Genomic DNA, 17,725 nt, shown 5'->3' with positions numbered 1-17,725 from the left:
ATGCCTGGCATCGATGAAAGCCGCCCGTTCATTCCCGTCGGCATTGCCGTGCTCACGGTATCCGACACGCGCACACGCGCGAACGACAAGTCGGGAGATGCGCTCGAGGCACGCATACGCGAGGCCGGCCATCGGCTTGAAGCGCGAGCGATCGTCCCGGACGATCGGCTGACGATCTACGATCAAGTGAAGGCTTGGACGCTGGACGATGCGATCGACGTGGTCATTACCACCGGAGGCACCGGCTTTACCGGCCGCGACGTGACGCCGGAGGCGCTGGAGCCGCTCTTCGAAAAGCGCATGGACGGTTTTTCCGAAGTGTTCCACCGGATCTCCTACGAGAAGATCGGCACGTCGACGATTCAGTCGCGGGCTACCGGCGGCGTCGCCAATGCGACGTTCGTCTTCGTTCTGCCCGGATCGCCGGGCGCCTGCAAGGATGCCTGGGATAGCATCCTGAAGCAGCAACTCGACTATCGGCACATGCCCTGCAATTTCGTTGAAATCATGCCGCGCTTGGACGAGCACCTGCAGCGCGGCTGACGCGCTCGCCGGACCCGCCTTGAGATTTTTGTCGTCCAGCCCTGCTGTTGTTCCCTTCGAAACAGCGGGCCTCAAACGGACTCGGTAAATTTTTTCCCGTCAGCTAGCGCGAGATGGTCAAAGGGCACACTGATCATCCATCTCAAGCGCTGCGAAGACAGATCTTTCCGGCGACGCCGGCGGGAAGAGCAGGAGGCATACGACATGCCGTCCATTGGATTGCATGGCAATTCATTGCGCTAGCAAGGTCATTTGAGAGCCGCTTCGGGGGGTGCCGCTGACAAGACAGGCACCCCATTCTCGCGGCCGATGGTCTGCCCGCTACTCCGCAGCCGGTCTGTTGGCGGCCGCCACCCATGCGGGAACAAGCTCCGTCGCCAGTTTGCGCACTGCACGAACATTCACCATATCGCTCAGCCGCATGTTCGCGCGGGCAACGGCGATCGCATCACGCTTTTGCATCAAAAACCCTGTCTCGAGCGGCCTGGCTCTGCGAGACAGGCGGCTTAACAGCGAGCGACGATGGATTCGCGAAGGAGAAAACCGCGCCGGTTTTTTGTTGAGCGACACATATTCGAGAAGTTCGTCCACCCATCTCCCCGTTGGCCGTGCGCCAGGCTCCAGGAACATCAGCCACTCCCCTCGGGCCGAACGGACGATTTCGCCCAAGTCCCAATCGACACAGAAGCGGCATCCGGCAGCATCCGCTACACGCAGCGAACCGTCTTTCGAACCGTGATCGAGAATGATGACGTCGCTGACGAGGCCCTCCACGGCGCCAGCAACAAGCACAGACAGCGTCTGCACGAGTTCGGCCTCGTTGTCCTGCGTTTCCATGATTATCGTCAGCATAGCCGTTCCTACCGCATAGCACTGCGAAATGCTACCCATCGGGCGTTGCCCCTTCGGCGCTCTCGATGCCACTGCCGGTTCGCTCATATTCCCGAGTTTTGTTCTTGCTTTGTTCTTTTTTCTGCGATAGGAAAATAATCAGGACGAAACGGAGCACCGTCTGTTCCGAGGAGATATCGATGACCGAGCTGTCTCAACTGAGGCAGGGTGCCTTTGCGCCTGCCAACACCGCGGATATGGCCGAAGCAATGATCAAGGGGACGGGGCTGAGGATCGAGGTCGATCGGCGGCGTGGCCGCGGCGCCGGACTCAACATGTCCGGACGCTTTGAACCGACAACGCGCGAGGTCTTCGACGACGGCTGGGAGAGCATCGAGGAATTGCCGCCGTTCAAGACGGAAGTCCAGGTCGAAAAGCCGCGGGCGGTCATCACGCGAAACGAGTCCCCGGATATTTCCTTCGACCGTTCCATCAATCCCTATCGCGGTTGCGAGCATGGCTGCATCTACTGTTTTGCGCGACCGACCCATGCCTATATGGGACTCTCCGCAGGCCTCGATTTCGAGTCCAAACTTTTCTCCAAGCCGGATGCGCCGCGTTTGCTGGAACGCGAACTTGCAAGGCCAGACTACAAAGTTCGACCGATCGCGATCGGCACAAACACTGATCCCTATCAGCCGATCGAGAAGGAATGGCGCATCATGCGCCAGATTCTCGAGGTGTTGAAGGCGGCAAACCACCCGGTGATGATCGTCACCAAATCGGCAATGGTGACCCGCGACATCGATCTGCTTGCCCCGATGGCGGAGAAGGGTCTCGCGCGCGTCGGAATTTCGGTGACCACGCTTGATAGGAAACTGGCGCGTACGATGGAGCCGCGGGCATCGACGCCGACTAAGCGGCTGGAGGCGATGCGCGCCATTTCGGAAGCGGGCATTCCGGCCGGTGTGCTGGTTGCGCCGATCATTCCGGCGCTGAACGACCACGAGATCGAACGCGTGCTCGATTCGGCGAAGGCGGCGGGCGCATCGGAAGCAAGCTATGTGCTGTTGCGGCTGCCGCTGGAAGTGAGTCCGCTCTTTCGCGATTGGCTCCTGCGGAATTATCCGAATCGCTATCGCCACGTCATGTCGTTGATCCGCTCCATGCGTGGCGGCAAGGATTATGACGCCGAGTTCGGCAAGCGCATGAAAGGCGCCGGTCCTTACGCCTGGCAGATCGGCCGGCGTTTCGAACTTGCCGCCAAGCGGCTAGGCCTCAATCTGACGCGCCGACAATTGCGGAATGACATCTTCGTGCCCCCGCTCGGAATGGGAGTGCAGTTGTCACTCCTTTAGGATCGCCGACCCCTTGAGATTCCTCGACAATAGGAGCCGATCTCTCTCCACGACAGGAACTCGATAGCATTCTTCACGCAAAATTTCGGTTCCGGCGCCCTCCCCCGCCTCAGGATGGCGCTGGTTTTCCTCCGGTCACCGCCGCACTCGTACCGGGGGGCTTGAAGGGAATCGGGCGAATATGCGAGGGTCCCCGCATGTCACGTCGCAAATCGCCCGATTCCCCACTCTTTCCCGTCGAACTCCCAGTTCCGGATTTCGGCTTCGAGCTTGCCGCCCGCAGAGATGGCCTTTGGCCCGTCGCCGGCGCCGACGAGGCCGGTCGTGGTCCGCTTGCTGGTCCGGTCGTCGCAGCTGCCGTCATTCTCGACCCGGACTCCATTCCGGCCGGCCTCAACGACAGCAAGCTGTTGAGTGCGGAACAGCGCGAGGCGCTTTTCGAGCAAATTCTCGCGACGGCAACGGTCTCGATCGCCTCGTCTTCGGCGACACGCATCGACACGACCGATATTCTCAAGGCGAGCCTCGATGCGATGCGACGGGCCGTCGATGGCCTTTCAACGTCCGCGCGTTTTGTGCTCGTAGATGGCCGTGATGTTCCTCCGGGGCTTTCCTGCCACGCTAAGGCGATCGTAAAAGGCGATTCCCGATCGATGTCGATCGCCGCCGCGTCGATCGTCGCGAAGGTCACCCGCGATCGAATGATGGCGCGCGCCGACATCACCTTTCCGGACTATGGCTTCGCCGTTCATGCGGGCTATGCCACGGTAAGGCATCGCGACGCCATCGACAGTCACGGTCCTTGTTCGCTGCATCGGATGAGCTTCCGTCCCTTTCGCCAGATTTAATCCCGAGCATTCGGCCCGCGAACAGCCCCCCGCCTCGACAGCGTCCGCACATGCCCGATGACCGTGCGAAGTATCCGGCCCGCGTCCATCCCATCGCCGCCCCGGGGACCGCCGCATAGACAACAAAAAAGGCCCCGCGGGGCCTTTTTCGATTTCCCAGAACCAGTCGTCGTCTCAGTTGAGCCGCGACTTGACCTCACCGAGCGCCTGCTTGAAGAGCGCTTCCTGCGCACCGGCATCGGTCTTGGCGGTCAAGACCTTCTCGGCAGCGCTGATCGCTAGATCGACAGCAGCCGAGCGGACGGCGTTGATCGCATCGTTTTCGGCCTGTTTGATCTTCTGTTCGGAAAGTGCCGTGCGGCGCGCGACATAGTCTTCGGTCTTTTGCCTGGCTTCCGCCGTCAGCATTTCGGCTTCCCGTTGCGCGGCGGCAACAATGCTGGCGGCTTCCGCTTCGGCGTCCTTGCGCTTGCGCTGGTACTCAGCGACCAAGCTCTGGGCTTCTTCCCGCAGGCGCTTGGCTTCCGCCAACTCATTGCCGATCTTGTCGGCACGTGCGTCGAGTGCCTTGCCGATCATGCCCGGAACCTTGAGATAGGCGACGAGGGCAAAGAAGAGAATCAGGCCGACGAGGGCGTAGAAAGTCGCATCAAGAGCCATCGTTCATTGCTCCTCAGTTGCCTGCAGATGCCTTGACCGCTGCAGCGATCTCGGCCTTGGTAACGGTTCCACCGATCAGTTGCTTGACGACGGCGGTTGCCGTCTCCTCGGCAATAGCGCCGACATCGGCGAGCGCCTTGGACTTGATCTCGGCAATGCGCGCTTCCGCGGCGGTGATCTTCTTCGTCAGATCGGCCTCGACGGCGGTCCGGTCAGCCGTCGCCTTTGCCTTGGCAGCCTCACGTGCGGTATCGGCGATAGAATGGCCCTTGGCCCTGGCGCTTGCCAGTTCCTGCTCGTAGGAAGCGATGGCGGCGTCGGCTTCACCCTTCAGGCGCGACGCTTCGTCCAGATCCTGCGCGATCCGGTCGTGACGGGTTTCGAGAATGCCGCCAATGCGCGGAATGATGACCTTCGACATCAGCAGATAGAAGAGGCCGAACGTGATCGCGAGCCAGAGCAACTGCGATGCGAAATGGGTCGAATCGAAAGGCGGGAACACGCCCGTGCCGTGTTCGCCTTCGTGGGCCACACCCGTTTCGGTGTGCACCTCGCCGGCCGCAGCGGGATCGTGTGCTTCGCCTTCAGTGGTGGTTGACTGGGCATAAGCCGCGGTCACAAACATGCTCACCTCCAGGTGCACTCAAGAATATGCGCGGCCGCGACCCCTGAACGAGGCCGCGGCCAAAACTTCGGTCCGTATTAGACGGCGAAGAGGAGGAGCAGGGCTACGAGCAGCGAGAAGATGCCCAGAGCTTCCGTAACGGCGAAGCCGAATACGAGGCGGCCGAACTGGCCGTCAGCAGCCGACGGGTTGCGCAGCGCGCCGGACAGGTAGCTGCCGAAGATGTTGCCGAGGCCGAGAGCCGTGCCGGCCATACCAAGGCATGCAAGACCTGCGCCGATGAACTTTGCTGCTTCCGCTTCCATGATTGAACTCCTTCGAAATGGTGTTGCGGCTAGGATTTGTGCTTCCACCGGAGGACCCGGGCGGAAGCCAGCGACTGTGATTCCTTAGTGGCTTCCCGGATGGACAGCGTCGTTGAGGTACATGCAGGTCAGCACCGCAAAGACGTAGGCCTGAAGGAAGCAGACGAGGAACTCAAGACCGGTAATGGCGACGGTCATGATGAGAGGCAGGATCGCACCGCCGATGCCGAGCGCGCCGAGGGCGCTCAACGAGGTGACGAAGCCCGCGAAAACCTTCAGCGTGATGTGGCCTGCGAGCATGTTGGCGAACAGACGGACCGAAAGGCTGATGGGACGGGAAAGGAAGGAAATGATTTCGATCGCAACGACCAGCGGCAACAGTACCCCCGGTACGCCGTGCGGCACGAAAAGCTTCAGGAAGCCAAGGCCGTGCTTGTAGAAACCATAGAGAATTACGGTACCGATGACGAACACCGCCAGGGCGAAGGTGACGATGATCTGGCTGGTTACCGTGAAGAAGTACGGAAACATGCCGAGCAGATTCGCCGTCAGGATGAACATGAACAGCGAGAAAACCATCGGGAAGAATTTCATGCCGTGGTTGCCCGCCCCTTCGCGAAGCATCGAGGCGATGAATTCATAGGACATTTCCGAAACCGACTGCAGGCGAGTGGGGATCAGCCCGCGCTGCGACGTGGTCAGATAAAGAAAGCCGGCGGCCACGCCGACGGTCGCGACCATGAACAGCGACGCATTGGTGAAGGAAAAGTCAATTCCGCCAATTTCGATCGGGACAATCTTGTTGACCAGGAACTGGTGGGTCGGATCGTTTGACACCGCGCTTCTCTTTCATTTTGCCCGCCCGCAAGCGGAAACCGTGTTCTTTCAGGCGGCGCCTCAGGCGCCATCCCCGTCCTTCTTTTCATTTCCAGGGCCGCGTTTGGCCGATTCCGGTGTCGCCACCATTCCGGCCGACCGCAGCACGTTCAAGACGCCGGCACAGAACCCGAGGAGCAGCAAGACGATCATGCCCCACGGCCCTGTACCCGCAAAGTGATCCAAAAGATAGCCTAGAAACGCCCCGACAAGGATCCCGGCGATGAACTCGCTCGAGAGCTTCATCGCCGCTGCGTAGCCTTGCCGGCTTTCCGCCGCGCGCATCTCGGCATCGTCCGACTTGTCCGTCCGCTTGGACGCGATGTCGTCGCCAAGGCGCTTCAGCCGCGCTTCCAGACTTTCTTCCGGTTTCTCCGTCACATGGCTCCCCTTTGCTGCCCCACGCGATCTTAAACGCGATTTCGGTCATACAAACGGCCGGTGTTCAAGCCACGCTTCGGCCCCCATTTGAAGTCGCGCGCAACATAGTTTTAGGGACCCTCATAGTCAAGGCATGGGAGCACGTTGGGCGTGGACAATATTTACGTTTAATATCATAAGGTTAGCTGTAATTTCGGCCAGCTGCGGCAAAGCGGCAACGGGAATCGGCGCCAGCTGAACGAGGTTCGCCTGCTGTTCGGCATCCCGTCATCCATCGGAATCGAGCTCGTCGATCAACTCCAGCCGCCGCCGTAGGTGCGGTAGAAGATGTGCAATCCGATCTTGCCGACGCGCTTCATGGTTTTTGCCCAGGCCGGCTTGACGTAGGTCGCGTGATAATGCGTTGCCGACCCCACTTCCGGCAGCCAGATCTTGCCGGCAGTCACGGCCATCGCGACTTCCTTGGCGGTCTTCCAGTGCGAGCGCGAGTAGATCAGGTCGCGGATCATGTCGCAGGCGAACGAGAACTGACAACGGTTGCGCCACGCCTTGTTCTGGTAGACGACGCCGCAGATCGTCTTCGGGTAAGTGGGGTTGCGAACGCGATTGAGGATGACCTGGGCCACGGCTGCCTGACCCTTTACAGACTCGCTGCGGGCCTCGAAATAGATCCCTTCGGCAAGGCAGGTCTGCTCCTCCTTGGTGAAGACCGTCGCTGGCAAAGCTGTTGCCGCCCAGGCATGGTCGTCGGGCGCGATCTCCGGAATGAACCGCCCCGCATTCCTGTCTTCCCTGAGGATGGAATCGAAGGGCGACTCACGCGCATAGTCCGGCTCGGGCCGGACATAGGCGGTCGCAAGAACATCGGCCTTGTCGTTGGTGATGAGCTTGGCGAGCATCGGCGAGACGCCGGGTTCAGCCTTCGGCGGTTTCTTTCTGTAGAAGGCCGTGGCGATCTCGATCTCCTTGCCCTTAATGCGCGGTTTGGCGAAAACCATCTTCTCGGCGCCGTCGAAGTCCGGCTCGGTCAGCGAACTCGTGCGCTGGAGGATCGAACCGGCGGTAAAGTCCTTCGGCGGCGTCACCGGGCTCACGGCGACGATCCGACCCTTCTTCAGCTTGCGCGTTACACGGTCTTCGTCAGACGTCCCACCCTTGTGCTTGGTTTCCGCGGTCAGGGCCACGTGGCTGCCGTCGGGCAAGGTGACACCGGCGCCGCCATCCAAGGCACCGGTGGTGATCGGATCGGCGAACACCATCTCGACCTCGTGGAGCGAACCGGCGGGCGATTGCGTCAGATACATCCGCCAGCGCTCGCCGCCATGATTAATGCCTGACAGAAAGGTCGCGAGGTCGGAATAGGCGACCGTGGAAGGGAAGCTCATGAAAATGGCAATGCCGATGATCGCGGGCGCAGCCCAGGCCGGCAACGACATACGAGACTTGCTACGCAACTTCTGGCTCTTACGCACCAACCGGCTCCACGCAACTCTTACTCGGGCACGCGTTCTCGCAAGCCGGCAGAGGGCCAGCGGCAAGATTCCGTGCAGGAAGCTAAGATTTGGAAGCGGTCGGACGGCGCACCGGAACCGCTTCGTTCGAGCCTAGAAAATGAAGCATTAACCTTGATGTTTGGTTAATGCGGCACCACTGCAGTGCCGTGCCGGCTCCGATTTGGGGACAAAAACATGCGGTAGAGCCGGCGATGCTTGCGTCGGAGGCGGTACTTCTTCGCAGACCGTTCAGATGATCACGTGCGAGCCGAGTTCGACCACCCTGTTGGTCGGCAGACGGAAATAGTCCGATGGATCGATCGCCGCACTGGCGAGCGCGATGAACAGACGATCCTGCCAGTGCGGCATGCCGGACTGGGCGTCGGGCACAAGTTTGCGGCGACCGAGATAGAACGACGTCGACATAATGTCGAACTTGAGTCCCGACTTGCGGAAAAGTCCCAGCGCCTGCGAGACGTTCTGGGTTTCCATGAAGCCGAATTTCATCTCGAGCAGCGTGAAGCGCTCGGACAGCGGTTTCACGCTGACCCGCTCTTCCTTCCGCACTTTCGGTGTATTGGCCGTGCGGATCGTCAGGACGAAGTTCTGCATGTGCAGGACGTGATTGTGCTTGATGTTGTGGAGCAGGGCGGCAGGTGTCGACTCGGGATCGCTTGTCAGGAAGATCGCCGTGCCGGGTACGGCCACCGGCGCATGCTCGCTCTTGCGTTCGATCGACTTGATGAAGCTCGCCAGCGGAATGTCGATATGCCGCGTCTTGGCATGCAGCAGTTCCGTGCCGCGCTTCCAGGTCCACATGATCACGATGAAGGTCGCGGCGATCAGTATCGGCACATAGCCGCCATCATGGATCTTCAGCATGTTGGCGCCGAGAAAGACGAATTCCAGCGCAAACAGCGGCAGCAGCGCGCCGGTCGCCCACCAGACCGACCAGTTCCAACGGACACGCAGGAACTCGAACGCGAGAATCGTGGTCACGACCATGGCACCGGTGACGGAGATGCCATAGGCAGTTGCCAGCGCCTCGGAGGAGCCGAACACGAAGACCAGAGCCATGACACCGAACATCAGCAGCGTGTTGACGTTCGGCAAATAGATCTGGCCGGTATGGGTCTCGGATGTGTGGAATATCGCCATGCGCGGCAGGAAGCCGAGATGGATTGCCTGGCGCGTCAGGGAAAAGGCGCCGGTAATCACCGCCTGGCTGGCGATGATCGTCGCCGCGGTCGCAAGAATGACGGCGGGAAGCAGCGCCCATTTCGGAAACATGAGGAAGAACGGATCGGACATCGCGTCCGGGTTCTTGAGCACGAACGCGCCCTGACCGAGATAGTTCAAGGTGAGCGCCGGAAAGACGACAGTGAACCACGCCCATTGGATCGGTCGCCGACCGAAATGGCCGAGGTCTGCATAGAGCGCCTCCGCGCCGGTGACGGTCAGAAAGACCGCACCGAGCACGACGATACCGACGAAGCCTTCGTTAATCATGAACGTGGCGGCGTAAAGTGGATTGAACGCCGCGAAGATCGACAGATCATCAGCGATGTGCATCAGACCGACCGCGCCCATCACCAAAAACCAGACAAGGGTGATCGGTCCGAAGAAATTGGAAACGGCAGCCGTACCTTTCGACTGTACAGCGAAGAGCAGCAGCAGAATGACAACGGCAATCGGGACGACGTAATCCGTAAGGGCAGGCGTCACCAGCTTCAGTCCCTCCACGGCCGAAAGAACCGACAGGGCCGGCGTTATCATCGCGTCGCCGATGAACAGAGCCGCCCCGGCTATCCCCATGAAGAAAAGGATCGACGTGTGGCCGTTGGCGGTCTTCATCAAAAGGGCAAGCAGGGAAAGCGTCCCGCCCTCCCCCTGGTTGTCGGCCCGCAAGAGAAACAACACGTATTTGATGGTGACGATGATCGTCAGCGCCCAGATCATCAACGAAATCAAGCCGATGATCTCGGCGTCCGTGACGCCGTCATCCGAAACGGGCCGCAGCGCCTCACGGAAAGCGTAGAGCGGGCTTGTGCCGATATCGCCATACACGACGCCGATCGATCCTAGGCCCAGGACCAGCAGGCGGCGCAAATTTTCGGACCCGGGTATGGCGGGGGCAGACAATTGAGACATGAGTGTCCAACAGGCTCTTAAAGCCAGCCTTTCCAGCGGAAGAAGAGGAAGGGGATCACGGCCGAAATCACCATAGCCGCAAGTGCCCACGGATAGCCGAGCTGCCATTCGAGCTCAGGCATCACGCGGAAATTCATGCCGTAGATGGAAGCGACGAGGGTCGGCGGCAAGAGGACCACGGATGCTATCGAGAAGATCTTGATGATCGCATTCTGCTCGACATTGATAAGGCCAAGAGACGCATCCAACAGAAAGGTGATGTTTCCCGAGATAAACGCCGCGTGCTCGGAGAGCGACTGTATGTCCCGGGAGATCGAGCGGCAGAGTTCGCGGCTGTCCTTGTCCTCCTGCACGTCCGGAACAGTGTAGACGAAGGTCAGGAGCCTCGAAAGCGAAGCGAGGCTGTCGCGCGTTTTCGCAACCAGCCTGTGGTGACCCGCCACATCGCGCAGGCGAGCCTCGAGCAATTGCGGCGGGCGGCGTCTGGCTGCAGCCTTATCACCAAAAACCTCGATCGACAGGCCATCAATCTTGTCCACGGCCTGCTCCAGAATTTCCGCTGTCCGGTCGGCAATCGTCTCAAGCAACCGGGTCAGAAGCACTGCGCCGTTGCGGCAGCCGCCGGGAATCCGATGCATGCCCGCCTTGAACAGCCCGAAAGCCCTGGGTTCAGCATAACGGATCGTCACCAGCCGTCCGCGCGAAAGAATGAAGCCGACATCGGTCAATCCGGGAATATCCGTGTCGCTGCGGTAGACCAGCGATGCCGTCATGAACACGGCGTCGTTCTCGGTATAAAGACGGCTTGACGGCTCGATATCCTTCAGGTCTTCCCGCGTCGGAATGGAAATTCCCAGCAATTTCTCCATCATCAGGTCTTCGGCCTTGCTCGGGTCGAGAAGATCGATCCAGACGACATCAGGCCGCAAGGACGCTGGCGGCTCTGCCGCTGACAAGGCGACGGCCTCGCCATTGGCACAATAGCCCATGATCATGCCGCTGCCCTTTTTATGCGGCCAGCGACGGCAACCCACGAGGCTCCGGAGCGATCAACCGCCACACGAATTCCACAATGCAGATTCATCAGATGAAGCTTCCGCCCGGCACGACAAATCCTCAATCGTTTGTCTCCGGAGGCCATGTCTCCGGTGAGAGGCACAGCGCCGATCATCGTGCACGAGTGCGGCAAGGCATATGGCGCAACGGCCACGCAAAATCAATGCACCTTGGCGCATGCCTGTCCCCACAGGATTTCATTTTCGGCGCAACCTAGCCTGCGCGCGCGAGTGAAGCAAATCTATTCGAAGACGATATCGGGCATCGCCCTGCTCTTGTTCTGGCGAGCCGCGGAGACCTGCTCCCAAACCTTCGCTGCGATATCCCGGTAGATACGCGCGACCTCACCGCCGGGTTCCGAAACCACCAACGGAGTTCCCGCATCGGAGGTTTCGCGAATGCCCATGGTCAAAGGCACCTCGCCGAGGAACGGCACCCCGATGCGCTCGGCTTCCTTGCGTGCGCCGCCGTGACCGAAGATATCGTAGCGTTTGCCGGTATCGGGTGCCACGAAATAGCTCATGTTCTCGACAATGCCGAGAACAGGGACTTCCACCTTCCGGAACATCGCAAGACCTTTGCGTGCATCGACGAGCGCGAGATCCTGCGGCGTCGAGACGATGACGGCGCCGGCCAGCGGCACCTGCTGAGCCATCGTCAGTTGGGCATCGCCCGTGCCCGGCGGCATGTCCACGACGAGAACGTCGAGATCGCCCCAGGCCACCTCGCGTAGCATCTGCAGCAGAGCCGACTGGATCATCGGACCGCGCCAGATCATGGCGACCTCCTCATCGACGAGGAATCCCATCGACATGACCCTAAGCCCGTAGTTCTCCATGGGGCGAATAAGCCGCCCTTCGATCTGTTGCGGCCGGCCGCTGATTTTCAAGAGGCGCGGCATGGAGGGTCCGTAAATATCGGCGTCAAGCAGACCGACCTTAAGACCGTTCGCCTGCAGCGCGAGCGCAAGGTTCACCGATGTCGTCGATTTGCCGACACCACCCTTGCCGGAGGCAACCGCGATGATGGCGCCGACGCCCGGGATACCTGCCTTTGCCGGAGAGCCGCCGGTCGGACGCTGAGCGTGCCCGTGTGTCGTGGGCGGAACCTGCCGCGGTCTTTCCACCGGCGCCGCCTGCGGTGCCGCCCTGCGGTCGGCCGTCAGCGCGACCATCGCCGCCTTGACGCCGGGTATTTCGCGCACGACCCTTTCCGCTGCCGCACGCATCGGCTCAAGCTCCTTCGCCCGGTCGGCCGGCACCGTGATCGAAAAATAAGCCTTGCCGTCGGAAATGAAGACATCGGAAACGAGACCGAGGTCAACGATATTGCCTTCCATATCCGGACCGCGCACGCTGCGCAGCTTTTCAAGAACCGTTTCCCTGGTTACGTCCGGCATATCGCCCTCTTCATCTGTCTGTTCGTGCCACCGCGCCTGGCGCCTTTCGGACGATCGCAGGCGGTAACGCTTTGAACCACTACAGCGCCGCGCGCCTCTTCAGACGCGCAAAGGACGCTGTAGCACTTTGAATTGCTGCATGTTTTTATCCTTAAATCGCCTACGATTTAAGGAAACATGCAGTGGATAATTTATCCTCAAATCAGACCCGATTTAAGGAATTATGCAGTGATAATTGAGGCGGAGCGGTTCGCCAATGCGACAGATAGGAAAAAACAGGGCCGCCAGCCGATCGTTGTGTCCGTACATCCGGGATCACGAACGATCGGCGGCGGCCCTGCCCTCGCAACCTTCTTGGGCGCTGTCTTATTGTGGTCCCCTCTGGACACGACAATGCATATGCACAAGGCGTGCCAGACTCAGACCATTCTGGAATATTCATTAATTTCAAGATGATGAAGCCGCCGCGCATTAACGTTGCCGATGAAGATGGCTGCACTATTTCTGGGCAAACGTACTATTTGCGTACAGAAGGTGCGGCGCCGACGGTAATCCTTCCACGCAGGAAGGATATGGGCGGAGCAGGATCGGAATGCCGCCTCAGTGTTTTTCGCTGGCGCCGGCGATCAGCTGATGTAGCCCTTCTTCATCGCCTTCACGACCGCTTGCGTGCGGTTTACGGCGTCGAGCTTCTTGGTGACGTGATTGAGGTAGTGATTGACCGTGTGCTCGGAGAGACCGAGGATCCCGGCGATTTCGGCGCTGGTCTTGCCAGCCGCCGTCCAGCTCAGGCACTGGATTTCCCGCTCGGACAGCGCGGTGTTGGTGCTCTTCCATACGGAACCGATCTCCGCCAACCGGTTGTAGACGTGGATCGCGATCATCTGCAATTCCATGGCGGCCGTCATCGGCAAATCGGCTTCCGGACCCATGAGGATCACCGCGCCCCGTCCGCCCTCGGCGTCGTGAACCGGGAAATAATTTGCCTGGAAGATGCCGTTTTCGCGCAGCATGGCGATGTAATCCGCGGCCGTGGCCGGCTTGCCACCCTCCTTCTCCCAGTCGTCGAGCATGATCTGGAACGGCGTCGTCGTCTCCCTCAGTCGACGTACCCCGGTGCTGAAACGCAGCATTGACAGGCTGTCGTACTTGCTGAGGAGCTCGGCCGGCATGTTGGAGATAACGGTGGTCGCCGCCAGTCTCTCCACTTCGATCGCCGGAATCGAGCAGATGAGGAATGCCTTGAAGCCAAAGATCTGCGTGACCCGCCGCATGTAGCGGATGATATCGAACTGGGTCTCAAGCTTTGCGATTTCAGACGCGAAATCACCGCCCCGGGGCAGATCGGTGTCAGTCATCCCGGCCGTCATCGTATCTTGCATTCGCGCGTTCCATGGCATTCATCAATTATCAAATAGCCCGAGCGGTCGACCAATGCCAACAGGTGATCGACGTTCGGCGCTATTCATGCGCAAAAGACTGTGTATTTCCCCCGGTTAGCGGGCTGCATATTCGGTCTGCCTCTCCGAAAAGGCTAGAATTCAGTTGATCAGACCGGCGCGTATGGCTTTTGCAACGGTCTGAACACGATTGACCGAATCCAATTTGCGCGTTGCGCGATTAAGGTAATGGTTCACCGTGTATTCGGACAGCGCCATGATCCTCGCCATCTCCATGGTCGTCTTGCCGGCAGCCGCCCAGCGCAGGCACTCGATCTCACGACGCGAAAGGCTACCGGGTCCTCGCCTGTCACGCACCCGCACTTCGCTCAGCCGGCTGTAGAGAAGACCCGCCCAAAGATTGAGCGCTTGCATCTCATCATTGGATACAAGCTCCCTGCTCCCGCCAAAGGCTATGGCCGCGCGGCGTCCCGAAGCGTCGTGAACCGGCAGATAGACGCCTCTCGGCAGCCCGGCCGTTTCAAAGACGCTAACCGCGGCATCACCCTTGCCGTCAAGCCGCCTGCGCGCAAGCTGGTGGGCATCGTAGGTGAAGGGAATTGTGCTGCGCCGCAACCGTTGGACGACGGGGCTGCCGTCGATCAGGCCGGCACTGTCGTAGCGTCTCAGGAACTCCGACGGCCAGGTCGTAATCAGCGCCTGCGTGGAAAGACTGTGGCATCCGGTCTCCGGGATGGACAGAACCAGGAATCCGCGAAAGCCGTAGGCATCCGATATCTGACCGAGAACCCGCCTGATATCGTCTTCGCTGCCTAGCGCTTCGGCGATAGACCGCCCGCCAGGGAGAATCAATGACGATATGCCTGCGCTGAAATCTACCACCCGCTCGTCTCCCACATCCCGCGCCCGATCGAGCGAGGCCGCTCTCGCCATCATAAAATTGCGTCAATGCTTTCGCCAGAAAGCAAATTCCGCTTTGGGCCCTTGCAACCGGCCGTAGCGGCGGGCCTGATATATCGCAAGCTAACGTTCTTGGAACACCTCGTCCAGTCGAAGTTCCTAATTTACCGTAAAGCGGAGTTAACGTCCATTGCGCCCGGGGCCAAGGCGCATTCGGACCTCCTCCTCGATCTTTCCCGCCGCCCCGCGCACGACGTCGGCCCAAGCCGCCAGTTGCGCCATGTTGACGCGATAGGCGGGGCCGGTGACGGACACGCCCGCAACCAGATCGTGTTCCGGGATGGCGATCGGCGCGGCGACGCAGCAGATTTCCGCCTCATGTTCCTCCCGGTCGAAAGCGTGTCCCTCACGGCGAATTTCATCGATTTCGGCAAGCAGGGCCGCTGCCGAGCGATGCGTATGGGCGGTGAATGGGTGGAACGTCATCTTTGCGGCTATGCGATCCAGTTCCGGCTGAGGAAGCGACGACAGCGCCGCCTTGCCTATGCCTGTGCAATAGGCTGGCGACGCCTTGCCGATCTGTGAGCTCATGCGCACTGTCTGTCGACTCTCGACCTTGTCGACATAAATGATCTCCGTCTCCCGCAGGACGCCGAGGTGAACCGTCTCGCCGGTCAGCTCGTGCAGACGCAAAAGATGCGGTTCGGCGATGTCCCGAAACCGGTTACCCGACCACGAACGATAGGCGAGCTTCAGCAAGCGAAGGCCGGGCTCGTAAGACAGGTCACGGCCCTGCACGAGCAGGCCTTCCTCGACGAGGTGGCTGAGCAGCCGGTGCACCGTCCCGCGCGGCTGGCCGATGGACTGAACGATATCGGTGAACCGCTGGGGACTGCCTGCCGTCACCACGGCCTCAAGAACCGCCATGGCTTTGCCGAGCGTGCCGGTACCGGCGATTTCAACCTCTGCATCGGTCGTCTTGATCTCGTCCATCTCACCCAGCTTCGATCAGCGGCATCGTACCTTGACAGAATAAAAGCAATGGCGCGATAATTCCAGATAATAAAACATAGATCCACATAATGGAACTTCCATCCGTCCCAGACCCAGAAGCAGGGAGATGCCATGCCATTGCCGAGCGGTCAGTTTCCCGACCTGCAAAACAACGGGGTGCTCGTGACCGGCGGCGGGTCCGGCATCGGCGCCGCACTGGTGGAAGGCTTTTTGCGGCAAGGCGCGCGAGTGGCCTTCATCGACATCGCAGAGGAAGAGAGCCTTGCACTTTGCGAAAAGCTGGCCGCCGAAACTGGAAGAAGGCCGCAATTCATTCCTGCCGATCTCAGGCAGACCTCGACCTTGAAATCGGCGGTCGACACCGCTGCCAGCACCCTCGGCTCGATCCGCGTGCTCGTCAACAATGCCGCTCGTGACGACCGGCAGCAATTCGAAGCGGTGACGGAAGAAAGCTGGGACGAAAGCCTGTCCATCAATCTCAGGCACTTCTTTTTCATGAGCCAGGCAGTAGTGCCCTACATGCGCCGCAACGGAGGCGGATCGATCATCAATTTCTCGTCGATCGCCTTCATGCTCAACATGCCGGACGTTCCTGCCTATGCAACGGCGAAGGCCGGCATCGTCGGGCTCACCAAGTCGCTCGCCGGGAAACTCGGGCCGGACAATATTCGCGTCAACGCGATCCTTCCGGGCATGATCGTCACCGAACGGCAGAGGCGGCTGTGGCTGAATGACGACGCGATCACGCGGATGCAAGAGAGGCAGTGTCTGAAACGCATGTTGATCGCCGATGACCTCGTGGGGCCCTGCCTCTACCTGGCTTCCGACTGCTCAGATGCAATGACGGCCCAGACAATGATCATCGATGGAGGCGTATTTTGATGACGGCAGCCTATTATGCCGCGGTCGACTGGGGAACCACGAGCTTCCGGTTGTGGATCATAGGGGAAGATGGAGCCGTTCTTGCGGAGCGCCGCAGCGCGGAAGGCATGACGACGGCGGCAAAGGTCGGCTTTCATTCGGTTCTCGACGCGCATCTCGCCGCGACAGACGCTCCCGGCCACCTCCCGATCATCATTTGCGGCATGGCCGGTGCCCGTCAGGGCTGGAGGGAGGCAGGTTACCTCGATACACCGGCCGCACTCACTGCAATTGCAGGAAGTGCTATCTCCATCCCGGACGTCGATCGCGATATCCGGATACTTCCGGGCCTCGCCCAACGCGGCCTGCAGCACCCCGACGTGATGCGTGGTGAAGAAACGCAGCTTCTCGGCGCCGCCAGCACGCTTGGCGGCGGGCGGCACCTCGTCTGCATGCCGGGCACCCACAGCAAATGGGTCCGCCTCAGCGGCGAGACGGTCGACGGTTTTTCCACCTTCATGACCGGCGAATTGTTCGATGTCGTCTCACGTCATTCAATCCTCAGTCATGCCGTGTCGGATGGAGGCGCCTTTACCGGCAGAGAGCCGGCGTTCGTCGAGGCCGTGTCAGAAGCGACGAGGAAGCCGGCACTTGCCACGAATCTGCTTTTCTCCGTCCGCGCGGGACAGCTTCTCAACGGGATCAGCTCGACCGACGCCAAGGCACGGCTCTCCGGCACGCTGATCGGCATCGAGATCGCCGGCGCCCTTGCCACAGCCGGATCGATCGACGGAATTTGCCTCGTCGCTTCAGGCCCGCTTGGCGCACTCTACCGTGCAGCCCTGGAAAGCCAGGGCCTTAAAATTCAGCATGTTGACGCCGACGATGCGGTACGGGCGGGCCTTTCCACCGCCGCCTGCGCGATTTGGCCCCTTTGACAGAAAGAATGAAGATGAACCGCATCCCCTTGCCGCCGATGAAATATCCGCTGATCGCCATCCTGCGCGGGCTGAAGCCCGCAGAA

18 protein-coding genes and 1 pseudogene are annotated in these 17,725 nt (G+C 60.3%); 6 read left to right on the top strand and 13 right to left on the bottom strand.

What is annotated here, in order from left to right; translation table 11 throughout:
- Positions 1-543: a molybdenum cofactor biosynthesis protein B gene (gene moaB, locus QN219_RS01490; RefSeq protein WP_283997419.1), complete on the top strand. Its 543-nt coding sequence runs from the start codon at positions 1-3 to the stop codon at positions 541-543.
- Positions 544-864: 321 nt separating this feature from the next.
- Here moaB and QN219_RS01485 read toward each other — a convergent pair whose 3' ends face one another.
- Positions 865-1,395: a glycosyl transferase gene (locus QN219_RS01485; protein WP_283997418.1), complete on the bottom strand. Its 531-nt coding sequence runs from the start codon at positions 1,393-1,395 to the stop codon at positions 865-867.
- Positions 1,396-1,574: 179 nt separating this feature from the next.
- On the opposite strand from QN219_RS01485, the gene QN219_RS01480 reads away from it, so the two are divergent.
- Together QN219_RS01480 and QN219_RS01475 are read left to right on the top strand one after the other, a co-directional pair.
- Complete coding sequence (locus tag QN219_RS01480) at positions 1,575-2,732, top strand: PA0069 family radical SAM protein (protein ID WP_283997416.1); 1,158 nt, start codon at positions 1,575-1,577, stop codon at positions 2,730-2,732.
- A gap of 197 nt (positions 2,733-2,929) precedes the next feature.
- Complete coding sequence (locus tag QN219_RS01475; protein WP_283997414.1) at positions 2,930-3,580, top strand: ribonuclease HII; 651 nt, start codon at positions 2,930-2,932, stop codon at positions 3,578-3,580.
- A gap of 174 nt (positions 3,581-3,754) precedes the next feature.
- Here the strand turns inward: QN219_RS01475 and QN219_RS01470 are convergent, their stop codons facing one another.
- From QN219_RS01470 to QN219_RS01415, 12 genes are all read right to left on the bottom strand, one after another.
- Complete coding sequence (locus QN219_RS01470; RefSeq protein ID WP_283997412.1) at positions 3,755-4,240, bottom strand: F0F1 ATP synthase subunit B; 486 nt, start codon at positions 4,238-4,240, stop codon at positions 3,755-3,757.
- Positions 4,241-4,253: 13 nt separating this feature from the next.
- Positions 4,254-4,865 (bottom strand): F0F1 ATP synthase subunit B, encoded by a 612-nt coding sequence (locus QN219_RS01465; RefSeq protein ID WP_283997411.1) that lies wholly within the window; start codon positions 4,863-4,865, stop codon positions 4,254-4,256.
- Positions 4,866-4,942: 77 nt separating this feature from the next.
- On the bottom strand, positions 4,943-5,170 hold the full coding sequence (locus tag QN219_RS01460) for a F0F1 ATP synthase subunit C (protein WP_012707029.1): 228 nt from the start codon (positions 5,168-5,170) through the stop codon (positions 4,943-4,945).
- 84 nt (positions 5,171-5,254) lie between these two features.
- Positions 5,255-6,007 (bottom strand): F0F1 ATP synthase subunit A, encoded by a 753-nt coding sequence (locus QN219_RS01455; protein WP_173510687.1) that lies wholly within the window; start codon positions 6,005-6,007, stop codon positions 5,255-5,257.
- A gap of 60 nt (positions 6,008-6,067) precedes the next feature.
- Positions 6,068-6,427 (bottom strand): AtpZ/AtpI family protein, encoded by a 360-nt coding sequence (locus tag QN219_RS01450; RefSeq protein WP_283997410.1) that lies wholly within the window; start codon positions 6,425-6,427, stop codon positions 6,068-6,070.
- Positions 6,428-6,720: 293 nt separating this feature from the next.
- Positions 6,721-7,863, bottom strand: a complete 1,143-nt coding sequence (locus QN219_RS01445; RefSeq protein WP_283998230.1) for a cell wall hydrolase — start codon at positions 7,861-7,863, stop codon at positions 6,721-6,723.
- 306 nt (positions 7,864-8,169) lie between these two features.
- Positions 8,170-10,071, bottom strand: coding sequence for a potassium transporter Kup (locus tag QN219_RS01440; RefSeq protein WP_283997408.1), 1,902 nt, complete (start codon positions 10,069-10,071; stop codon positions 8,170-8,172).
- Positions 10,072-10,088: 17 nt separating this feature from the next.
- Complete coding sequence (locus QN219_RS01435) at positions 10,089-11,066, bottom strand: magnesium transporter CorA family protein (protein WP_283997406.1); 978 nt, start codon at positions 11,064-11,066, stop codon at positions 10,089-10,091.
- Between the two features lie 302 nt (positions 11,067-11,368).
- Positions 11,369-12,526, bottom strand: coding sequence for an Mrp/NBP35 family ATP-binding protein (locus QN219_RS01430; protein ID WP_283997404.1), 1,158 nt, complete (start codon positions 12,524-12,526; stop codon positions 11,369-11,371).
- 626 nt (positions 12,527-13,152) lie between these two features.
- Positions 13,153-13,926 (bottom strand): LuxR family transcriptional regulator, encoded by a 774-nt coding sequence (locus QN219_RS01425; RefSeq protein WP_376741409.1) that lies wholly within the window; start codon positions 13,924-13,926, stop codon positions 13,153-13,155.
- A gap of 141 nt (positions 13,927-14,067) precedes the next feature.
- Positions 14,068-14,808 carry a LuxR family transcriptional regulator gene (locus QN219_RS01420; RefSeq protein WP_283997402.1) on the bottom strand — a complete coding sequence of 247 codons (741 nt, stop codon included), beginning with the start codon at positions 14,806-14,808 and terminating at the stop codon, positions 14,068-14,070.
- Between the two features lie 198 nt (positions 14,809-15,006).
- Positions 15,007-15,819 (bottom strand): IclR family transcriptional regulator, encoded by an 813-nt coding sequence (locus QN219_RS01415; protein WP_283997400.1) that lies wholly within the window; start codon positions 15,817-15,819, stop codon positions 15,007-15,009.
- 132 nt (positions 15,820-15,951) lie between these two features.
- Between QN219_RS01415 and QN219_RS01410 the strand changes: the two genes are divergently transcribed.
- The 3 genes and pseudogenes from QN219_RS01410 to QN219_RS01400 form a co-directional block, all read left to right on the top strand.
- A complete protein-coding gene (locus QN219_RS01410) occupies positions 15,952-16,722 on the top strand; it encodes an SDR family oxidoreductase (protein ID WP_283997398.1) in 771 nt (256 codons plus the stop codon).
- Complete coding sequence (locus tag QN219_RS01405; protein ID WP_283997397.1) at positions 16,719-17,639, top strand: 2-dehydro-3-deoxygalactonokinase; 921 nt, start codon at positions 16,719-16,721, stop codon at positions 17,637-17,639. Before QN219_RS01410 ends, QN219_RS01405 begins: the two co-directional genes overlap by 4 nt.
- A 14-nt stretch (positions 17,640-17,653) precedes the next feature.
- Positions 17,654-17,725, top strand: a pseudogene (locus QN219_RS01400) (2-dehydro-3-deoxy-6-phosphogalactonate aldolase); the annotation flags it as partial.

Origin of the sequence: Sinorhizobium sp. 8-89 (assembly GCF_030124325.1) — a bacterium.
Taxonomy (GTDB): Bacteria; Pseudomonadota; Alphaproteobacteria; order Rhizobiales; family Rhizobiaceae; genus Sinorhizobium.
Note: the sequence above shows the minus strand (reverse complement) of the source record. Positions and strands in the feature narration are given on the sequence as shown.